Here is a 17,867-nt window from a genome sequence, read left to right as displayed (position 1 = left end):
GCGGCGGTCGAACAGGACGTCCTCGACCAGCTCCAGCAGGTCGGCGGGGATGTCCGCGTACACCGCGAGCTGGCCGGCGTTGACGATGCCCATGTCGAGCCCGGCGCGAACCGCGTGCAGCAGGAACGCCGAGTGCATCGCCTCGCGGACGACGTCGTTGCCGCGGAAGGAGAACGACAGGTTCGAGATGCCGCCGGAGATGCGCACCCCGGGGCACCGCTGCTTGATCAGCGGCAGCGCGTCGACGAACGCCTTCGCGTAGCCGTTGTGCTCGGCGATGCCGGTGGCCACCGCCAGCACGTTCGGGTCGAAGATGATGTCCGTCGCCGGGAAGCCGACCTTCTGCGTGAGCAGGTCGTAGGCGCGGGCGCAGATCGCCACCTTGCGCTCGGTGGTGTCGGCCTGGCCCTGCTCGTCGAACGCCATCACGACCACGCCGGCGCCGAAGTCGCGGATGCGCCGCGCCTGCGCCAGGAAGGGCTCCTCGCCCTCCTTGAGACTGATCGAGTTGACGACGCCCTTGCCCTGCACGCAGCGCAGCCCCGCCTCCAGCACGCTCCAGCGCGAGCTGTCGATCATGATGGGCAGGCGGGCGGCCTCGGGCTCGGTCGCGAGCAGGTTCAGGAAGGTGGTCATCGCCCGCTCGCTGTCGAGCAGGTCGGCGTCCATGTTGACGTCCAGCAGGTTCGCCCCGCCGCGCACCTGCTCCAGCGCCACGTCGATGGCGGCCTGGTAGTCGTCGGCCTCGATCAGCCGGCGGAACCGCGCCGAACCGGTCACGTTGGTCCGCTCGCCGATCATGACGAAGCCGGTGTCCGGGCCGATCTCGAACGGCTCGAGGCCGCTGAAGCGGGTTGTCGCCGGGAGCTCCGGCAGCGCGCGCGGCGCGGTGCCCCGCACCGACTCGGCGATCCGCGCGATGTGCGCGGGGGTCGTCCCGCAGCAGCCGCCGACCACGTTGACCAGGCCTTCGCTGGCGAACCCGCCGATGAGCCGGCCGGCCTCCTCCGGGGTCTGGTCGTAGCCGCCGAACGCGTTCGGCAGGCCCGCGTTCGGGTGACAGGCGGTGAACGTGCCGGCGAGGCGGGCCAGGTCGGCGACGTGCGGGCGCATCTCCTCGGCGCCGAGCGAGCAGTTCACCCCGACGACCAGCGGCTCGGCGTGCGCGATCGAGCTCCAGAACGCCTCGACGGTCTGGCCGGACAGCGTCCGCCCGCTCATGTCGACGATCGTCACCGAGATCCACAGTGGCAGCTGCGGGGCGACCTCGCGGGCCGCGGCGATCGCCGCCTTCGCGTTCAGCGTGTCGAAGATCGTCTCGATGAGGAGCAGGTCGACGCCGCCCTCGGCGAGCGCCGCGATCTGTTCGGCGTAGGAGGCCTTCACCTGATCGAAGGTCACCGCCCGGTACGCCGGGTCCTCCACCCGCGGCGACAGCGACAGGGTGACGTTCAGCGGGCCGATCGACCCGGCGACGAACCGCCGGGTACCGGTCTTCTGCGCTGCCTCGTCGGCGGCCTCGCGGGCCAGCCGCGCCCCCTGCACGTTCATCTCCCGCACCAGCGACTCCAGGCCGTAGTCGGCCTGGCCGATGCTGGTGGCGGTGAACGTGTTCGTGGTCGTGATGTCCGCGCCCGCGGCCAGATACTGCCGGTGCACGTCGAGGATGATGTCCGGCCGGGTCAGGTTCAGCAGGTCCGGATCGCCGGTGACGTCCTTCGGATGGTCCGCGAACCGCTCGGTGCGGTAGTCGGCGGGGGTGAGGCCGGCGTTCTGCAGCATCGTGCCCCAGGCCCCGTCGAGAACGGCGACCCGCTGCCCGAGCAGCTCCCGCAGCGCCCGCTCGCCGGCGGTGACGGCGCGCGCGCCGGGTGCGCCGGATGCGCCGGATGTGTCGGCATCGGGGGAATCCGCGCTGGCGCCGCTCACCAGGTTGTCGAGGGTTCCGGATACCGCCAAGACACACACCTCCCTGTTGGGGGAGGCGCCCTTACGGAGAGGTTCCAGCCGAGCGTGGCGGACCTTGGCCCGTTGCGGAACCCGTCCGTTGCAGCGCCCCTCGACCTGACACAAGACCCTACACGGTGGCCTTTGGGGCCTGCGGCACCCAGCTGTTCCCCTTGCCTCGGCACATCCTGTTCGAGCTGCGGGTGAGGGCCCACCACTGGGCCCGAGGCGTGGGGGGCGGTGTCAGCGCTCGCCGGGCCCGTCGGCGAAGTGCGCGGTGAGCAGGGCGCGCAGGGCTCGGCGGTCGCTCCACATCGGCGTGGTCGCCGGGAAGATGTGCGTCCGGGCGTGCGGGAGGGCAGCCGCGACCTCGCCCACGACCTCGGTGCGGTGGATGAGATCGCCGTCCTGCCCGACGACCAGCGCCCGCGCGCCCACCCGGGCCAGCGCCGCGCGGTCGGCGAGCGGGGCGTTCCCGGGCAGCTCCGTCGGCGGCGAGCATGCCGTCAGCATCAGCGCATAGGCGCGCAGGTACACGTCGAAGCCCCGCACCCCGTGCAGCTGCGGGGTCATGGAGGTGGCGATCTCGGCGCGCAGCTCGTCCTCGTCACCGCCGTGCCGGGCGAGGTGGATCCGCCGGAAGATCGCCAGGACGTCCGGCGGGATCGGTTCGTCCAGCGCCGGCGGCAGCAGCAGCGCCAGCGTCGTGAACAGGCCCGGCTCCCGGGCGGCCAGCGCCAGCAGCGCGCCGGCCCCCATGCTCTGCCCGAGGGCGGCCGTCGCCCCGAACTCGGCGACGACACCGGCCAGCTCGTCGGCGAGCTCCGGGTACGTCCAGCCGTTGGGCCGCGGCGACGAGCCGCCGTAGCCGCGGAAGTTGACGACGACCTTCGTCCCGGGCAGGCCCAGCGCGGTCGGCAGCATGACCCGCGCCGACGCACCCCAGGCATGCGCGACCAGGACCACGGGCTCCCCGTCCCCGACCACGATGACCTCGTTGGACGCACCGGCGACGCCAACCGTCACCGCGCGCGCCGCCGAAGCCCGCGCTGTCGAAGCCCGCGCCGTCCCGGCCGGTGCCGTCCCGGCCCGTGGCCCCGCTGCCTGTACCGACACCCACATCCCCCGTATCCGCCCCGAGTGCCGCCGCGGCATCCCGGCCCGATTCCCGACCCGACCGTTTCATCGTGGACGTTAGCCGTTCGCGCGGTCGCGGAGGCTCCGATCGAGCCCGGCCCGGGCCTGACGAGGCCACGGGGCACGGGAATGAAAGGAAAGCGCGGAGGATCTTCGTCGTTCCGGAGTGCGTCGCAAGATCCCCGAGAAGTGGCGGATCCCAGGCCGCCGACATGGACCCGGTGGTCCGTGCCCACCCGCCGCATGCCGACCCATCGGGGATCCCGCGCCGCCGCGCAGCGCCCGCGATTCACACCAATAGGAAAAAAATTGGCGCGACGTCGCTTGCAATCCGCAAGAAGTGAGGATTTCGGTTGCTGTCACAGCCGTAATCCTCAATCCTTGCTCGGAAGCAGCGGCAGCGGCAGCGGCAGCGGCAGCGGCAGCGGCAGCGGCAGCGGCAGGCGGGCAGCGGCAGGCGGGCAGCGGCAGGCGGGCAGCGGCAGGCGGGCAGCGGCAGGCGGGCAGCGGTGGGGGCGGCGGCAGCGGAAGCCCGAGGCTCGGGATTCTGCGATGGGCTCACCAGTGACCCGAATGCTCAGATCTCGTTTGGTGGTAACGCCGGTCGCGGCGGCGGCCCGCCGCCGCGTCCGGGAGCGGGGCGCGGGGTCAGGACGACGGCGCCGGCGGGCAGAGGCAGAACGGGTGGCCGACCGGGTCGAGCAGGACCCGCCAGCGTTCCCCGCCCGGCTGGAACTCGGCCTGCGTCGCGCCGAGCTTCTCGGCCAGCTCAAGGGAGGCTGCCAGGTCCGTGACCCGGAAGTCGAGATGGAACTGCTGCGGGGCGGACTGGTCCGGCCACCGGGGCGGCTGGTAGCCCTCCACCCGCTGGAAGCCGATCATGACTTCGGTGCCCGGAGGCGTCAGATAGGCCCACGCGCCCGCCTCGTCGGCGCCGGCCACGCCCCAGCCTGTCAGCTCGCCGTAGAACTCCGCCAGGGCCTTCGCGTCGGGACAGTCCAGCATCAGCCCCGCCCAGCTCACGCCCGCGGATGTCGTCGCTGTCTCCACCGGTCCAGGCTCTTCGCTCAAGGGTCTAGCCTCTCTTCTCGTCTTCTCGACCGTGTCGGAACGCACCGGTGCCGCCACCGGGAGCACCGCCGCGGTCCCATCCTGACCGCGATACCTGACTTCCTCTGTCAGGTATCGCGGCGGATGATGGGCCGGTGCGCGCCGACCGCCTGCTCTCGGTCCTGCTCCTGCTGCAGGCCCGGGGGCGGCTGACGGCCCGGGAGATCGCCGACGAGCTGGCGGTGTCGGTCCGCACCGTCTACCGGGATGTGGAGTCGCTGGCCGGGGCCGGCATCCCGGTGGTGGCCGAGCGCGGGTCGACCGGCGGCTACCGGCTGCTGGGCGGCTATCGCACCAGCCTGACGGGCCTGACCGCCGGCGAGTCGGACTCGCTGCCGCTGGCCGGGCTCCCGGCGGCCGCCGAGGCGCTCGGCTTCGGCCCGGGCGCGGCCGCCGCCGAACGCAAGCTGCTCGCCGCGCTCCCGTCCGGCAACCGGCAGCGGGCCCAGCACGCCCGACGACTGTTCCACCTCGACGCGCCAGGCTGGTTCCGGGACGTCGAACCCGTGCCGCACCTGGCCGAGGTGGCCGGGGCGGTCTGGGCGTGCCGCCCGCTGCGGCTCACCTACCTGCGCTGGCGCTCCCCGCAGGAGGTGGTGCGGGACGTGGAGCCGCTCGGCGTCGTCCTCAAGAGCGGTACCTGGTACCTGGTCGCCGCGACCGCGACCGCGACGGCGACGGCGACGGCGACGGCGACGGCGGCTGGGGCCGGGGCCGGGGCTGCCGCCGCGGCCGCGGGGGATTCCGTCCGGGTCTACCGGGTCGGGAAGATCCACCACCTGGAGGCGCTGCCGGGCACGTTCCCTCGTCCGGACGATTTCGATCTGGCTGCCTTCTGGGCCGGGTGGACGGCTCGTTACGAGGCGGGTGTCTACCGGGCGACGGCCACCGTGCGGCTCTCCCCGGAAGGGTTGCGGATGGCACCTTTCCGGCTCGCGCCCGCGGTGGTGAGGTCCCTGCGGAGCACGGCGCAGGCGCCGGACGCCGACGGATGGGTCCGCGCGCGGCTGCCGATCGAGTCGATCCGGCACGCCCGTGGCGACCTGCTCGTCCTCGGTGCCGAGGTGGAGGTTCTGGACCCACCGGAGCTGCGGGAGGCGATCACCGCGGCCGCTGCGGACCTCACGGCCCTCTACGCCGCCAGGCCACAGGAGGGCCGGAGCCCGGCTGTCGCGACGCCGCGGTGCTGACGGCAGGCTCAGTCGACGTCGATGAGCTGGCCGTTGCGGAACATGTCGACGAACAGGGCGTGGTCGCGGTGGACCTGGGCTCCGTAGTCGTGGGCGAACTCGACCATGGCGAGGGTGAACCCCTTCGCGTCCACCGAGATCGCCTCGTGGATGGCGTCCTCGGTGGAGAAGCTCACCAGGTCGTGGTCGCTTTCGTCGTCGGCGACCGCGTGCATCCGGGCGGTCGACCGGCCGAGGTCGGCGACCAGGCCCAGCATCTCGTCACGCTCGTTGACCTCGGACCAGTCGAGGTCCTGGGCGTACGGGGAGACCTCGGCGACGAGCTGGCCGATCCCGTCCAGCTCGGAGTACCCGAGCCAGGAGTCGCTGTCGGCCTGCAGCGCCCGCTGTGACACGGCGGTGCGGTGCCCCTGGTGGTGGAAGTAGCCGGCGATCCGCTCGTCGGGGACGAACCGGCTCACCGCCGGGCTCTGGGCCTGCTTCATGTACAGCACGACGTCGTTGTCCAGTGCCTCGGTGTGCCCCTCGACGAGCAGGCTGTAGGAGGGCAGGCCGGCGCTGCCGATGCCGACCCCGCGCCGCAGCACGACGTCCTTCACCGTCAGCGCGACCGGGCGGGTGCGCCGGCCCGGCGGCACGGTCGCCAGGTAGCGGTCGAAGGCGGCGAGGACCTTCGCGCGGGTCTCGTCGTCCACCGCGCTGACACCGTCGACGTGGGCGAACCGGCGGTCGTAGTTCTCGACCACGGTCAGCTCGTCGAGCAGGCCGACCCGGGTGGCGCGCCGCGCGGTCTGCAGGAAGGAGTGCACCACGCCCGTGGTGGACGTCCGGGTCAGCAGGTCGGCGGACGAGCCGCCCTCGGCGAGGTCGCGGATCTTCTCCTGGTAGGCGCCGACGCAGGCCTCGACCAGGTCGGTGATGACGGCGTCGCTGAGCGCCTTCGCCCGGCCGAGCAGGGCGAGGCTCGCCACCAGGCGGCGCAGGTCCCAGGTGAACGGCCCGACGTACGCCTCGTCGAAGTCGTTGACATTGAACACGAGCACGCCGTTGCTGCTCATGTAGGTGCCGAAGTTCTCCGCATGCAGATCACCGTGAATCCAGACCCGGCTCGTCCGCTCGTTTCCGAACGGGTCGTTCAGGCCGTTGATATCGGTGTAGAACAGCGCGGCCGAACCCCGGTAGAAGGCGAACGGCGAGGCCGCCATCTTCCGGAACTTGCGGCGGAAGGCACCGGGCTCCGCGGCCATCAGCTCACCGAAGGCCGCCCCGAACACGTCCCCGATCACCTGGGCACGGTCGGCACCGGCAGCGGACGTCGTCATTCGCTGTGGCTCCTTCTCACGTGATCGCGTCATCGCGTCATCGCGCGACTTCCGGCGTGGGCCGCGCGTGGTGGCCGCCCGTCGCCCGTCCCAGCATGCCAGCGCCCGCCGGCACGTGCGCTCGCCCAGGGGCCGTCGGCGGGCCAGGCGGTGGTCAGCTGAGTTCGGCGGCGGCGGCGCGTAGCCGCTCCAGGGCCGCTTGCGCCAGTTCGCCCAGTTCCTGGTGGTTGTCCGTCGCGACCCAGGCGGCGTACGCGTCCTTGAACGCGAGCACGCCCAGCTCCGCCGCCAGGGCGGCCACCGGGTCCGGCACGCCGCGGGCCCGCAGGGCGTCTGCCATGGCCGCGGCGAAGCCGACCTGCTTGAGCGCGTCACGTTCCTGAAGCTCGACGCTGGACGCGATGACGGCGTGTAGCCGGGGCCCGAGCTCGCGGTTGAACGGCGTCATCGCGCCGGCCGCGCGTTCCAGGCCGGCGGCGACCGCGGCGAGTGGGCCCGCGTCCGCGGGTGCCGCGGCGATGCCTCCGGCGAACAGCCGTGACAGCGTCTCCTGGCCGGCTGCCAGCAGTTCTCGCTTGTCGGGAAAGTGGCGGAAGAAGGTGCTCTTGGTCAGCCCGGCGCGGTCGGTGATCTCGGCGACGGTGGTGTTGTCGTAGCCCTGCTCCGAGAACAGGTGCAGTGCGGCGGCGACCAGCCGCTCGCGCGCGTCGGGTTCCCATCGGGGCACGCGCCCATGCTATCGATGGGACTGTTGTCCCATCGCTTTGTTAAGGTGATGGGACAACAGTCCCATCACTTCGAGGGGTTCTCATGCGCGTCTTCGTCACCGGTGCCAGCGGCGGGATCGGCTCCGCGGTCGTCCCCGAGCTCCTCGCCGCCGGCCACGAGGTCCTCGGCCTGGCCCGTTCCGATACAGCGGCGCGAGCTGTCGCCGCCGCCGGAGCCACCGTGCTTCGGGGCGATCTCAACAGCCCCGAGAGCCTGCGCGCCGGCGCGGCGGAAACCGACGGGGTCATCCACCTGGCCTTCGGACACGACTTCGCCGACTTCGGGAAGATGGTCGCCGAGGAGGGCCGCGCCATCGAGACCTTCGGCGCCGTCCTCAAGGGGAGCGACAAGCCCCTGGTCATCGCCTCCGGCACGCCCGCGGTGCCCGGCCGCGCCTCGACCGAGCAGGACCCGGCGCCCGCGGACGGCCCCGTGGGTGGCCGCGGCCGCAACGCCCAGACCGTGCTTGACCTGGCAGGCAACGGCGTGCGCTCCGCGGTTGTCCGCCTGCCCCGGTCGGTGCATGCCCAGGGCGAAGGCTACGGATTCGCCTCGGTGCTCATCGCGGCGGCGCGGCGGACCGGGGTGTCCGGCTACGTCGGCGACGGCAGTCAGCGCTGGCCCGCCGTGCATCGCCTCGACGCCGCACGGCTTTTCCGGCTGGCCCTGGAACAGGCGGCTCCAGGCACCGTGGTCCACGCGGTGGCCGACGAGGGCGACACCATGCGCGCCATCGCCGACGTCATCGGCCGCCAGCTGGGCCTGCCCACGCAGGCTGTTCCGGCGGAGACGTTCGGACCCTTCCTCGGCAACGTCTTCGCGATCGACCAGCCCGCCTCAAGCGCGCTGACCCAGGAGAGGTTTGGCTGGCAGCCCACTGGGCCGAGCCTGCTCGAGGACCTCGAGGCCGGGAACTATCCCGACTGACGGGCCCGAGCCGGCACGGCGGGCACCCGTGGCCTGCCGGCCGCCGGACCCGTGGACGGTGTGAGTGGACCTCAGTAGATGACGTCAGTAGACCAGGACGGTGGTGCCGATCTCGGCGTTGCCCGACGACCACAGCCAGTCCATCGCGGCGTTGGTCACCCGGACGCAGCCGTGGGAGGCGGCCCGGGCCGGAACCGAGGCGTACCCGTGGATGGCGATGCCGTCCGCGTGGAAGTACTTCGGCCGGTAGAGGTCGCCGAGGCTGCCGTGGTCGACCCCGTTGACCTGCCGGAACATCCGCCAGGTGCCGGGTGGGGTGTCGGCCAGGTACTGGACGCCGTCGTGGTAGTAGATCTGCTCGGTGCCGGTCGAGGTGTTGAGCGTGGTCTCGACGTGGCCGTCCCGCACGATCTTCAGTAGCTGACGGCCCTTGTCGACCTCCAGGACGAAGCCCTGGGTGCTGCGCGCGTCCGGCCGCACGCCGCGGGCGATCGCGGCTCGGGTAGCCGGCCCGACGAGCCCGTCCAGCCCGATGCCGGCGGTCTTCTGCACGGCGAGCACCGCCTGCTGGGTGAGCAGGCCGAACGTTCCGTCCGGGGTACCCAGCCAGTAGCCGGCCGTCATCAGCTGCCGCTGCAGCTCCAGGATTTCCGGGCCGGTCGCGCCGGGCCGCAGGATCGGCGGGCCGGTTGGTGACGGCGTCGCCGTCGCTGTCTCGGACGACGTCGCCGCCGGGGATGTCGCTGCTGTGGATGTCGCCGCCGGGGCTGGGGACGTCGGGGATGTCGCCGGTGTCGCCGCCGCGGTCGTTGGCGCGGGCGGAGTGTCCGCCGGGGAGGCCGGGCCGCTCGGAGTCGTCGCCGACGAGGCCGTCGACGGCGCAGGGCCGGAGGCGGCCGGGCCATCTGATCCGCAGGCCCCCACCAGCACCAGCCCCACCAGCATCGGCAGGACGGTCAACCAACGGGTGACACGGGATCTGCACATGGCAGACATGTCCCCGATTTATTCACAGACGGGCTTCCGCGGCAGCCGAACAGCCAGGTGGCCCTCGTCCCACCGGGTATGCCACGTCACTCGAGGCCAGGGTTCTCGTCAGCGGCGTCCTCGTGACGGTCATCGGTCATGGGCCATCGGTGATGGCGCAGTCATCGGTGATGGGTCATAGGTGCGGTGGTATCGCCCCGGTCCAGGGGCAGCATCCCAGTGACCGGAGCATCGCCATGTGGGCCTGGAGAATCGAGGTCTCGACATGAAACTTCTCGAGCGGCACCGGACGCCCAACCGTCCGCCCCACCGTCCGCCACCCGTCACGGCAGCCCTGCCTGCCGCCCCGCCCCCGGCCCCGGCCGCTGTCCCGGCTCGACCGGCGACCCCGGCCGCACCCCTCGGGGCCCGCCGCGTCTCGCGGCCCGTGGCCGTGTCCGCCGGCGACCTCGGTCTGCTGCTCCTGCGGTTGACCTTCGGTCTGCTGCTTGCCGGGCATGGCGCGCAGAAGCTCTTCGGCCTGTTCGGCGGCGAGGGACTCAGCGCCACCGGCAGAGGCTTCGCCGAGCTCGGCTACCACCCCGGCACGTTCTTCGCCGGAATGGCCGGCGCGGGCGAGTTCCTCGGTGGCCTCGGCCTGGCCGCGGGCCTGTTGACCCCGTTGGCGGCAGCGGCCGTGATCGGTGTGATGATCAACGCGATGATCGTGACCGTGCCGCACGGACTGTGGGAAACCAACGGCGGCATGGAATATCCGCTGTGTATCGCGGTGGTTGCGATCGCGGTGGCAGCGATCGGCGCGGGGCGGCTCGCACTTGACCGCTTTTTCCGGCGTCGCGACGGCGGGCTGCCCGAGATGGCGTTCGCCGTCGGCCTCGGAGGCCTCGGCGCCGCCATCGTCCTGGCGGTCAGCTGACCTCCGCCAGCCTCTTCGATCGCCGGCCTCTTCGGTGCAGGTGTGGCCAGCTGTCAGGCGAAGCCGAGGCGGCTTGATCCGCCTCCTCGGCGTCCGGACTCAGACGCCGAGGAAGTCGAAGACGGCGCTCATCGCCCGGGGGTGGGCCTGTACGGAGTAGTGGTCGGCGCCGTCGATGGTCCGTCCGGTGGCCTTCGGGAACAGGGCGGCGAACTCGTCGGGTGAGCCGGCGGTGTCCCGCTCGCCGATGACGACCAGCACCTCGCAGGCGACCGTGGCAAGGCCGGCGGCTGTCAGCGGTGTGGCCGGCCGGCGGGCGAACGCGAGAACGGCGTCGATGTCGTTGCCGGCGCGGCGGGCGAGCCCCTTGATCACCCGGGCCAGGACGTCGGTGCCGTCCGAGGCGTCCGGGGTGAAGGCGCGGCCCTGCTCGGGGCGGAACTCCAGCATGCGCGGGCCGAGCCCGATCAGGGCCAGCCGGTTGAAGGACGCGAGCCCGCGCACCGCCGACTCCAGCAGCAGGTGCGCACCGGCGGAGAAGCCGACCGCGTCGACGGGGCCGCGCCCGGCGAAGGTCTCGGCGATCTCGGCGGCGGCGTCCGCGTAGGACGCCGGGTCGGTGTCGCGGCGGGAGGTGCCGTGCCCGGGGAGGTCGACGAGGAGGACCTCGCGGCCGGCCTCCTGCAGCATGTCGATCCAGCCGGCGCCGCGCCAGCCGTGCTCGCTCGACGAGCCGAGGCCGTGGACCAGGACCACCGGTGGGTTGTCAGCCATGCTTCGCACCGTATTCCCAGGCTGCCGGCAGATGCTCCCGATCCGTCCGGGCGGCACGGGTGCGGCGCCGCGGACGCTTCGCCGTAAGAGGGGCAAAAGGGGCGCAGATGCGCCTGGCGACCCGCAAGAAGCAAGGATTTTGGTCGTCGGCACGACCAAAAGAATCGTTCACTCTTGCGACTCGCCAAACCGGGCTGCCGGGCTGCCGGGCCGCTTGCCCGGAGGTATCGCCAACCCCGGCGGCGTCCCGAAGGGCTGCTGAGGCGTGCCACTAGTCAGCCGGAACTTATAAGTTCATACTGTCAATATGGTTGAGGGCGACAGATCGGGTTCCGGCGCGGATTCCGCCGCTGCCGAGGTGCTTCAGACCGCCTCCGAGCTCCGGCTGAGCCTCAGCCTGCTGGTGCGCAGGCTGCGGATCACGCGGCCGGCGGGCGAGCTGACGGCGGGGGAGACGGCGGCTCTCGTCCGGCTGGAGCGTGGCGGGCCGGCGACGGCCGCGGCGCTCGCGAAGCAGGAGGCGATCAGCCCGCAGTCGATGGGGGCCATCCTGAGCGGGTTGGAGGTGCGCGGCCTCGTCGAGCGGCGGCCCGATCCCGGCGACGGGCGGCGGGTCATCCTGTCGCTGGCGGATGCTGGCCGCGACGCGCTGCTGGAGCGGCGCAACGCCCGTATCGAGCAACTCGCGCGGGCGCTCACCGACGGCTTCAGCGACGCCGAGCTGGCCTGCCTGAAAGCGGCGGCACCCCTGCTGGAGCGACTGGCTCACACCCTGTGAAGGCGATGGCGGCCTCCAGCGCCCCGGTCGACTCCCGGTACAAGTGGGTCGTCCTGGCGAACACCACCGCGGCGGTGTTCATGGCCGCGCTGGACGGGTCGATCATCCTCATCGCGCTGCCGCCGATCTTCCTGGGTATCGACCTGGACCCGCTCGCCCCGGGCAACGTCAGCTACCTGCTCTGGATGATCATGGGCTACCGGCTGGTGCAGGCGGTGCTCGTGGTGCCGCTGGGCCGGCTCGGCGACATGTTCGGCCGGGTCAGGATCTACAACGCGGGCTTCGTGGTCTTCACCGTCGCCTCCATCCTGCTGTCCTTCGACCCGCTGCGCGGCGGGTCGGCGGCGATGTGGCTGATCGGCTGGCGGGTGCTGCAGGCGATCGGCGGCTCCATGCTGGCGGCGAACTCGGCTGCGATCCTCACCGACGTCTTCCCCGCTGACCAGCGCGGCCTCGCGCTCGGCATCAACCAGGTCGCGGCGATCGCCGGGCAGTTCATCGGCCTGGTCGCCGGCGGCGTCCTCGCCGTCTGGGACTGGCGGGCCGTCTTCTGGGTGAACGTTCCCGTCGGGGCCTTCGGCACCATCTGGGCCTACCTCAAGCTGCGTGAGCCGGCCCGCCGGGAACAGTCGGAGCGGGCCCCGTTCGACTGGTGGGGCAACATCACCTTCGCCGTCGGCCTCGGCGCGATCCTGATCGCCGTCACCGAGGGGCTGCAGCCCTACCGGGGGCACACCATGGGCTGGACGAAGCCCACGGTGCTCGCGATGCTGATCGGCGGCACCGCGCTGCTCGTCGCGTTCGTCGCGATCGAGAAACGGTTCACCGCGCCGATGTTCGAGCTCGCGCTGTTCCGGCTGCGGGCGTTCACCGCGGGCAACATCGCCGGGCTCGCGGTGTCGATCGCCCGCGGCGGCCTGCAGTTCGTCCTGATCATCTGGCTGCAGGGCATCTGGCTGCCGCTGCACGGCTACGACTTCGAGGACACGCCGCTGTGGGCCGGCATCTACCTGCTCCCGCTGACGGCGGGAATCCTCGTCGCCGGACCGCTGTCGGGCTTCCTGTCCGACCGTTTCGGCGCCCGGGGGCTGTCGACGTCCGGTGCGCTGGTGACCGTCGGCGGCTACGTCGGGCTGATGCTGCTGCCGGTCGACTTCACCTACTGGACGTTCGCCCTGATGATCGCCGCCATCGGCGTCGGTTCCGGGATGTTCGCCGCGCCGAACTCGGCGTCCATCATGAGCAGCGTCCCGGCAGCCGTGCGGGGCGTCGGCTCGGGCATGCGCACGACGTTCCAGAACGCCGGCAGCGCGCTGTCGATCGGTGTCTTCTTCTCCCTGATGATCGCCGGGCTCGCGGGCAGCCTGCCCGGCGCCTTCTCCTCGGGGCTGAGCGCCGAGGGGGTGCCCGCGGACGTCGCGCAGCAGGTCGGCGCGCTGCCGCCGGTCGCGTCCCTGTTCGCCGCCGTGCTCGGCCTGAATCCGGTGGAGCATCTGCTGGCCGGAACCGGCTCGCTGGACCTGCTCGCGCCCGAGCACCAGGCGACGATCACCGGGCGGGAGTTCTTCCCGCACCTGATCTCCGCCCCGTTCCAGGACGGCCTGGTGGTCGTGTTCGGCGTGTCCGCGGCGCTCGGGCTGATCGCCGCGGTGGCGTCGGTGCTGCGCGGCGCCCATCAGCCCCAGCCCGGCGCGCTCGCCACCGCGGGTCCGCAGCCGGTCGGCCCGGTGCCGGCCCGAGAGACGCAGGTCGGACAATAGGGGTAAACGGGGTGCGGAGGCGCTTGGCAATCCGCAAGAAGTGAGGATCTCGGTTGCTGCAGCAGCCGAAATCCTCACTTCTTGCTCAGGAGCAGCGGCGCCAGCCCGAGCCTGAGGCTCGGGATGCCGCGACGGGCTCCACTGATCCCGAACGGCCCAGGTTCTGAGCGGCTCAGGGCTGGTTGATCAGATAGGCCACGTCGTTGTCGATCATCCGCTCCACCTGCTCCGGGCGGATCTCGTGGCCGGTGAACCGTTCCACGACGACGAGCCCCTTGGCGACCCGGTCGGTCGCTCCGGTCAGGTCGAGGTCGCGCAGGAGCGGGAGGACGGCGTCGGGAACGGCGTCCGGGCCGGGCTCGAACGCGGCCAGCACGTCGCCGCCCTGGGCCAGTGACAGCCGGGTGAGCGCGTTGATGTTCCAGAACATGCTCGCGGCCAGGCCCTGGCGGGACACCGAGGACAGCACCGCGTGCCGTGAGCCCTGCAGGCCGTTCGCCTCCACGGCGAGCACCGCACTGTCGGCGCCGGCGAGTGGAAGGACCAGCAGGTACGGGTCGGTGCGCCCCTCGGCGCGCAGCCGCGCCAGCGAGCACGGGGCGTCGGGGTCGGCGTCGAAGTAGCGCACGACGTCCTGCGGCGTCGCTCCGACGACCACGGTGAACGTGGCGGCCTCGCGGAACTCGCTGCGCCGGCGTACCCACCGGTACCTGGTCTCCGGCTGGGAGGTGACCGGCGGGAGCTCCTCGCCGCGCAGCCGGTGGCCCAACTGGTCGCCGCGCTGGTGGATGACCTCCGGCGCGGCGGGTGCGCCCCACAGCGCCAGCTCGTACGTCTCGTCCTCGCCGGCACCGTCCCGGCCGCGGGCGCAGACGCGCAGGCGGTAGTCCCCGGGCCAGGGCGGTGTCTGGTGGAACAGGGAACGCGCGTCCGGCGACGCCGCCGCCCGGCTGGTCACGGCCCCCACCACCGACGCGGCGCCGGCGGCGGCCGTCCAGCTGACCTCGACGATCTCGTCCCAGGCGGCGGCCTCGGCGGGCGTGGGCGTCCCGGGCGGCGCGGCCAGCACCCGCAGGGACACGTTCACCCGGCCCGTGCCCACACCGGTGCGGACGCGGGCCCCGCCGGCGACGACGTCCACGAGCCCGTTGCGGTGGAAGTCCGGCGCCGGCACCGCACGGCCCGCGTCCTCGACGGCGGGCTCGACTGCGGGCTCGACGACGTCCTCGACGAGGCCGAAGGTGTGGCCCTCGACGTGCACGCAGCCCATCACCTGGCGGGGCAGCCGGTAGTCCGCGCGCCTGCGCATGAGCAACGCCGCCGGGTAGGCGTCCGGCATGGGACGTCCCCGCAGCACCAGCACGGCGCAGCCGACCGCGGTGCCGACGACGACCGGGGCCTCGGCACCCAGCGACGGCGGGGCCAGCTCCCGCAGGACGGCGGTGGCGACCGCCACCGCGAGCGCGAGGTGGGCGGCACCGTGGCGGGCGGCGAGGGTCGCCTCGTCGGCGGGCTCGCCGGCCGCCTCGTCGCCGGTCAGTCCGCCGCGCAGCCCGACGGTCTCGTCGCCGTCGCCGTCGCCGTCGCCGTCGGCGTCGCGTTCGCGGCCGGCGCCGAACCTGTCGCCCGCGCAGTCCGCCGTGTCGTCGACGTCGAACACGCGGTCGTCCACGACCAGCAGTGGGGCGATCTCCGGATGGTCGAGCAGGCGGTGCAGGTAGGAATGGATGAGCGCACAGGCGCCGGGGCTGATCCGGTCGAGCTGCGCGACGGCGGTGACCGCCTCGGGCTCGTCCGCGGGAGTCAGCGCACGGGTGGCCGCCGCGGTTGCGGGCCGCCGTGGGGCTCCCGCCAGCGCCGCGGTCAGGCCGCGCGGGGCGTGCAGCGGAATCTCGTCGACAACCAGCTCAAGGGCACCGAGCAGGCGTTCGGGTAGGCGTGGTCCGACCGAGCGCAGCGCGGTGAGGACCGGGGCTCCGGGGCGGTCCGTGGGCCGCTCCGCCGCGCCGATCCGACCGAGCTCGGCCGCGGGCGTGGGCGGAATCCGTGCCACCAGCTGGGCGAAAACCTCCGCGATGACGTTCGCGAGCGGATCCAGGAGGTCCGCCGGGAGCTCGACGGTGGGCTCGGGCAGGGAAATCTGACGGCTTTCCAGGTCCGGTCGAAACACTCACGAAACTTTACTGGCGGCCGTCTCATTTCGGCGCGATCCGTACTTCCTGAGCGTGACGATCCGGCAACACACATTCGTGCCGATGTTGGGGTGTTTGCAATGCGCGCACGAATTCTGACGCCAGCGGTCGTGGCCGGGCCCGCGGCGCTGCGCCGGCCGGCGCCGGCCGGCCGGTTGGCAGCCGGTTGATGTCGGTGCCTGTCCTGGCCCGCTGCCGGCACCGGCGCCCGGCCCGGTGGCGCCCTGGGATGGTCGACCGCCTGGTCCGACACCCGTCCTCCCAGCGGCGGCGCCGGACCGGAGGTTGGCGATCTGGCCCTTTGTGCCCGTCTCCGGGTGGCGTCCCGGTGCCGGGTTGATCCTCCGGGCGTTTCTCCCGGACCTGGGTCCGCGACACCATCGGGTGACCGCCGCCGGCGGCCCGGCCTTCGCTGCACCGGGCCTGCACCGCGCCAGGGCCTACGCGCCGTGGGTGCTCGGAACGTGGGTTCTCGGGGCGCCGGCCCTGTGCGGACCGGCGCCTGGGACGCCCGTTCTCAGGACTCCGGTGCGAGCCGCAGCAGGGCGTCGGCGGCCAGCTCGTAGCCGAGCGGGCCGAGCCCGGCGATGACCCCCGCGGCCAGCGGGGAGATCACTGATTCGTGGCGGAACGCCTCTCGCGCCCACACGTTCGACAGGTGGACCTCGATCCACGGCCGCGGGTAGCTGGCGAGTGCGTCCCGCAGGCTCCAGCCGGCGACCATCAGCGCACCGGGGTTCACGATCGCGCCGACCGAGTCGTAGTTGTCCTGGATGGCGTGGATCAGCTCGCCCTCGGACTCGCGCTGGATCGAGACGACCTTCCAGCCCCGGTCGGCCACCCGTGCGGCGACGGCGGCCTCGATGTCGGCCAGGGTGGCCGTCCCGTAGATCTCGGGCTGGCGCCGGCCCAGAATCCCCAGGTTCGGGCCGTTCAGGAGAAGAAGACTGCTCACGATGACCTCTACAGGTGTGTGGCACGTGGTCCGGGCACGGTGTTTATAACAGGTCGCGCTTCTGCCGGTTCCGGACCTGAACCTGGGCGATACCGCTTCTACCCCGTTCTGGCCACCTCCGCAAGCTCCGTGGTGTGAGCGGCCGGCCGTGTCGACATCGCGACAGCGCCAGTGGTGGCCTTTCGCGGCAACATTCCTGTTGCCCGGTAGTTCGGACTGGTTGTCTGACGTTCCGGAAGAATTGCCCTGTATCGTGCCGCCTGGATTGCGGGCGTCGACGTGGCAGGCAGGGCCGCTGACGGCACCGCCGACCGGCATCCATCCGTACACATCAACAAGAGGTGGCTCGATGAGCGACAGCCCACGGACGGCTCCTGACTTCCCGGTCTGGCCGCAGTTCGATGACGCGGAGCGTGCCGGGTTGATCCGTGCGCTTGATCAGGGTCAGTGGTGGCGGATGGGTGGTGGTGAGGTCGACGCGTTCGAGCGGGAGTTCGCGGACTATCACGGTGCGCCGTACGCGTTGGCGGTCACGAACGGTACGCATGCGCTGGAGTTGGCGTTGCAGGTGCTCGGGGTCGGTCCGGGTACCGAGGTGATCGTGCCTGGTTTCACGTTCATCTCGTCGTCGCAGGCGGCGCAGCGGCTCGGCGCGGTCGCGGTGCCCGTCGATGTCGATCTGGAGACGTACTGTCTCGATCCGGCCGGGGTGGAGGCGGCGGTCACGTCTCGTACCAGGGCGATCATGCCGGTGCATATGGCCGGTCACTTCTGTGACATGGACGCGCTCGGGAAGATCTCCGCGAACACCGGTGTCCCGTTGATCCAGGACGCCGCGCACGCGCATGGGGCGAGTTGGCAGGGCCGGCGGGTCGGTGAGCATGGTGGTATCGCGGCGTTCAGTTTCCAGAACGGGAAGCTGATGACCGCCGGTGAGGGTGGTCTGGTGACGTTCTCGGACGCGGAGCAGTTCGAGCAGGCGTTCCTGCGTCACAGCTGCGGCCGGCCGCGGACCGATCGTCGTTATCTGCATCAGACGTCGGGGTCGAACTTCCGGATGAACGAGTTCTCCGCGTCGGTGCTGCGTGCCCAGCTCGCCCGGCT

15 protein-coding genes and 1 riboswitch are annotated in these 17,867 nt (G+C 72.1%); of the genes, 6 read left to right on the top strand and 9 right to left on the bottom strand.

Annotated features, from left to right (window positions below):
* The 3 genes from FREUN1FDRAFT_RS32345 to FREUN1FDRAFT_RS32335 form a co-directional block, all read right to left on the bottom strand.
* Positions 1-1,836: homocysteine S-methyltransferase family protein (locus FREUN1FDRAFT_RS32345; protein ID WP_198144542.1), on the bottom strand; the 1,836-nt coding region annotated here is incomplete at its 3' end.
* A 139-nt stretch (positions 1,837-1,975) separates the two neighbouring features.
* Positions 1,976-2,067, bottom strand: a riboswitch (S-adenosyl-L-homocysteine riboswitch).
* Positions 2,068-2,190: 123 nt separating this feature from the next.
* Positions 2,191-2,973: an alpha/beta fold hydrolase gene (locus tag FREUN1FDRAFT_RS32340; protein WP_006544553.1), complete on the bottom strand. Its 783-nt coding sequence runs from the start codon at positions 2,971-2,973 to the stop codon at positions 2,191-2,193.
* A gap of 759 nt (positions 2,974-3,732) precedes the next feature.
* A complete protein-coding gene (locus FREUN1FDRAFT_RS32335; protein WP_006544552.1) occupies positions 3,733-4,089 on the bottom strand; it encodes a VOC family protein in 357 nt (118 codons plus the stop codon).
* Positions 4,090-4,289: 200 nt separating this feature from the next.
* Here FREUN1FDRAFT_RS32335 and FREUN1FDRAFT_RS32330 point away from each other — a divergent pair, with 200 nt between their 5' ends.
* Complete coding sequence (locus FREUN1FDRAFT_RS32330) at positions 4,290-5,384, top strand: YafY family protein (protein WP_006544551.1); 1,095 nt, start codon at positions 4,290-4,292, stop codon at positions 5,382-5,384.
* Between the two features lie 8 nt (positions 5,385-5,392).
* Here the strand turns inward: FREUN1FDRAFT_RS32330 and FREUN1FDRAFT_RS32325 are convergent, their stop codons facing one another.
* Together FREUN1FDRAFT_RS32325 and FREUN1FDRAFT_RS32320 are read right to left on the bottom strand one after the other, a co-directional pair.
* Positions 5,393-6,706: a DUF2252 domain-containing protein gene (locus FREUN1FDRAFT_RS32325; protein ID WP_006544550.1), complete on the bottom strand. Its 1,314-nt coding sequence runs from the start codon at positions 6,704-6,706 to the stop codon at positions 5,393-5,395.
* Positions 6,707-6,860: 154 nt separating this feature from the next.
* Positions 6,861-7,433 (bottom strand): TetR/AcrR family transcriptional regulator, encoded by a 573-nt coding sequence (locus tag FREUN1FDRAFT_RS32320; protein WP_006544549.1) that lies wholly within the window; start codon positions 7,431-7,433, stop codon positions 6,861-6,863.
* 83 nt (positions 7,434-7,516) lie between these two features.
* Between FREUN1FDRAFT_RS32320 and FREUN1FDRAFT_RS32315 the strand changes: the two genes are divergently transcribed.
* Positions 7,517-8,401: an SDR family oxidoreductase gene (locus FREUN1FDRAFT_RS32315; RefSeq protein ID WP_006544548.1), complete on the top strand. Its 885-nt coding sequence runs from the start codon at positions 7,517-7,519 to the stop codon at positions 8,399-8,401.
* A gap of 84 nt (positions 8,402-8,485) precedes the next feature.
* On the opposite strand, the gene FREUN1FDRAFT_RS32310 is transcribed toward FREUN1FDRAFT_RS32315, so the two are convergent.
* Positions 8,486-9,388, bottom strand: a complete 903-nt coding sequence (locus FREUN1FDRAFT_RS32310) for a L,D-transpeptidase family protein (protein WP_006544547.1) — start codon at positions 9,386-9,388, stop codon at positions 8,486-8,488.
* Positions 9,389-9,653: 265 nt separating this feature from the next.
* Between FREUN1FDRAFT_RS32310 and FREUN1FDRAFT_RS32305 the strand changes: the two genes are divergently transcribed.
* Complete coding sequence (locus tag FREUN1FDRAFT_RS32305) at positions 9,654-10,304, top strand: DoxX family protein (protein WP_006544546.1); 651 nt, start codon at positions 9,654-9,656, stop codon at positions 10,302-10,304.
* Positions 10,305-10,403: 99 nt separating this feature from the next.
* Here FREUN1FDRAFT_RS32305 and FREUN1FDRAFT_RS32300 read toward each other — a convergent pair whose 3' ends face one another.
* Positions 10,404-11,078, bottom strand: coding sequence for an alpha/beta fold hydrolase (locus FREUN1FDRAFT_RS32300; RefSeq protein WP_006544545.1), 675 nt, complete (start codon positions 11,076-11,078; stop codon positions 10,404-10,406).
* A 307-nt stretch (positions 11,079-11,385) separates the two neighbouring features.
* Between FREUN1FDRAFT_RS32300 and FREUN1FDRAFT_RS32295 the strand changes: the two genes are divergently transcribed.
* Positions 11,386-11,856 (top strand): MarR family winged helix-turn-helix transcriptional regulator, encoded by a 471-nt coding sequence (locus FREUN1FDRAFT_RS32295; RefSeq protein ID WP_006544544.1) that lies wholly within the window; start codon positions 11,386-11,388, stop codon positions 11,854-11,856.
* Between the two features lie 5 nt (positions 11,857-11,861).
* Complete coding sequence (locus FREUN1FDRAFT_RS32290; RefSeq protein WP_006544543.1) at positions 11,862-13,616, top strand: MFS transporter; 1,755 nt, start codon at positions 11,862-11,864, stop codon at positions 13,614-13,616.
* A gap of 172 nt (positions 13,617-13,788) precedes the next feature.
* Here the strand turns inward: FREUN1FDRAFT_RS32290 and FREUN1FDRAFT_RS32285 are convergent, their stop codons facing one another.
* Both FREUN1FDRAFT_RS32285 and FREUN1FDRAFT_RS32280 read right to left on the bottom strand, forming a co-directional pair.
* Positions 13,789-15,786 carry a DUF6461 domain-containing protein gene (locus tag FREUN1FDRAFT_RS32285; protein WP_006544542.1) on the bottom strand — a complete coding sequence of 666 codons (1,998 nt, stop codon included), beginning with the start codon at positions 15,784-15,786 and terminating at the stop codon, positions 13,789-13,791.
* Between the two features lie 539 nt (positions 15,787-16,325).
* Complete coding sequence (locus FREUN1FDRAFT_RS32280) at positions 16,326-16,763, bottom strand: type II 3-dehydroquinate dehydratase (RefSeq protein WP_006544540.1); 438 nt, start codon at positions 16,761-16,763, stop codon at positions 16,326-16,328.
* 349 nt (positions 16,764-17,112) lie between these two features.
* Between FREUN1FDRAFT_RS32280 and FREUN1FDRAFT_RS32275 the strand changes: the two genes are divergently transcribed.
* Positions 17,113-17,867, top strand: a 755-nt coding sequence (locus FREUN1FDRAFT_RS32275; protein ID WP_006544539.1) for an aminotransferase class I/II-fold pyridoxal phosphate-dependent enzyme, incomplete at its 3' end; no start/stop codon positions are given.

The organism is Parafrankia sp. EUN1f, assembly GCF_000177675.1.
Classification (GTDB): Bacteria; Actinomycetota; Actinomycetes; order Frankiales; family Frankiaceae; genus Parafrankia.
Note: the sequence above shows the minus strand (reverse complement) of the source record. Positions and strands in the feature narration are given on the sequence as shown.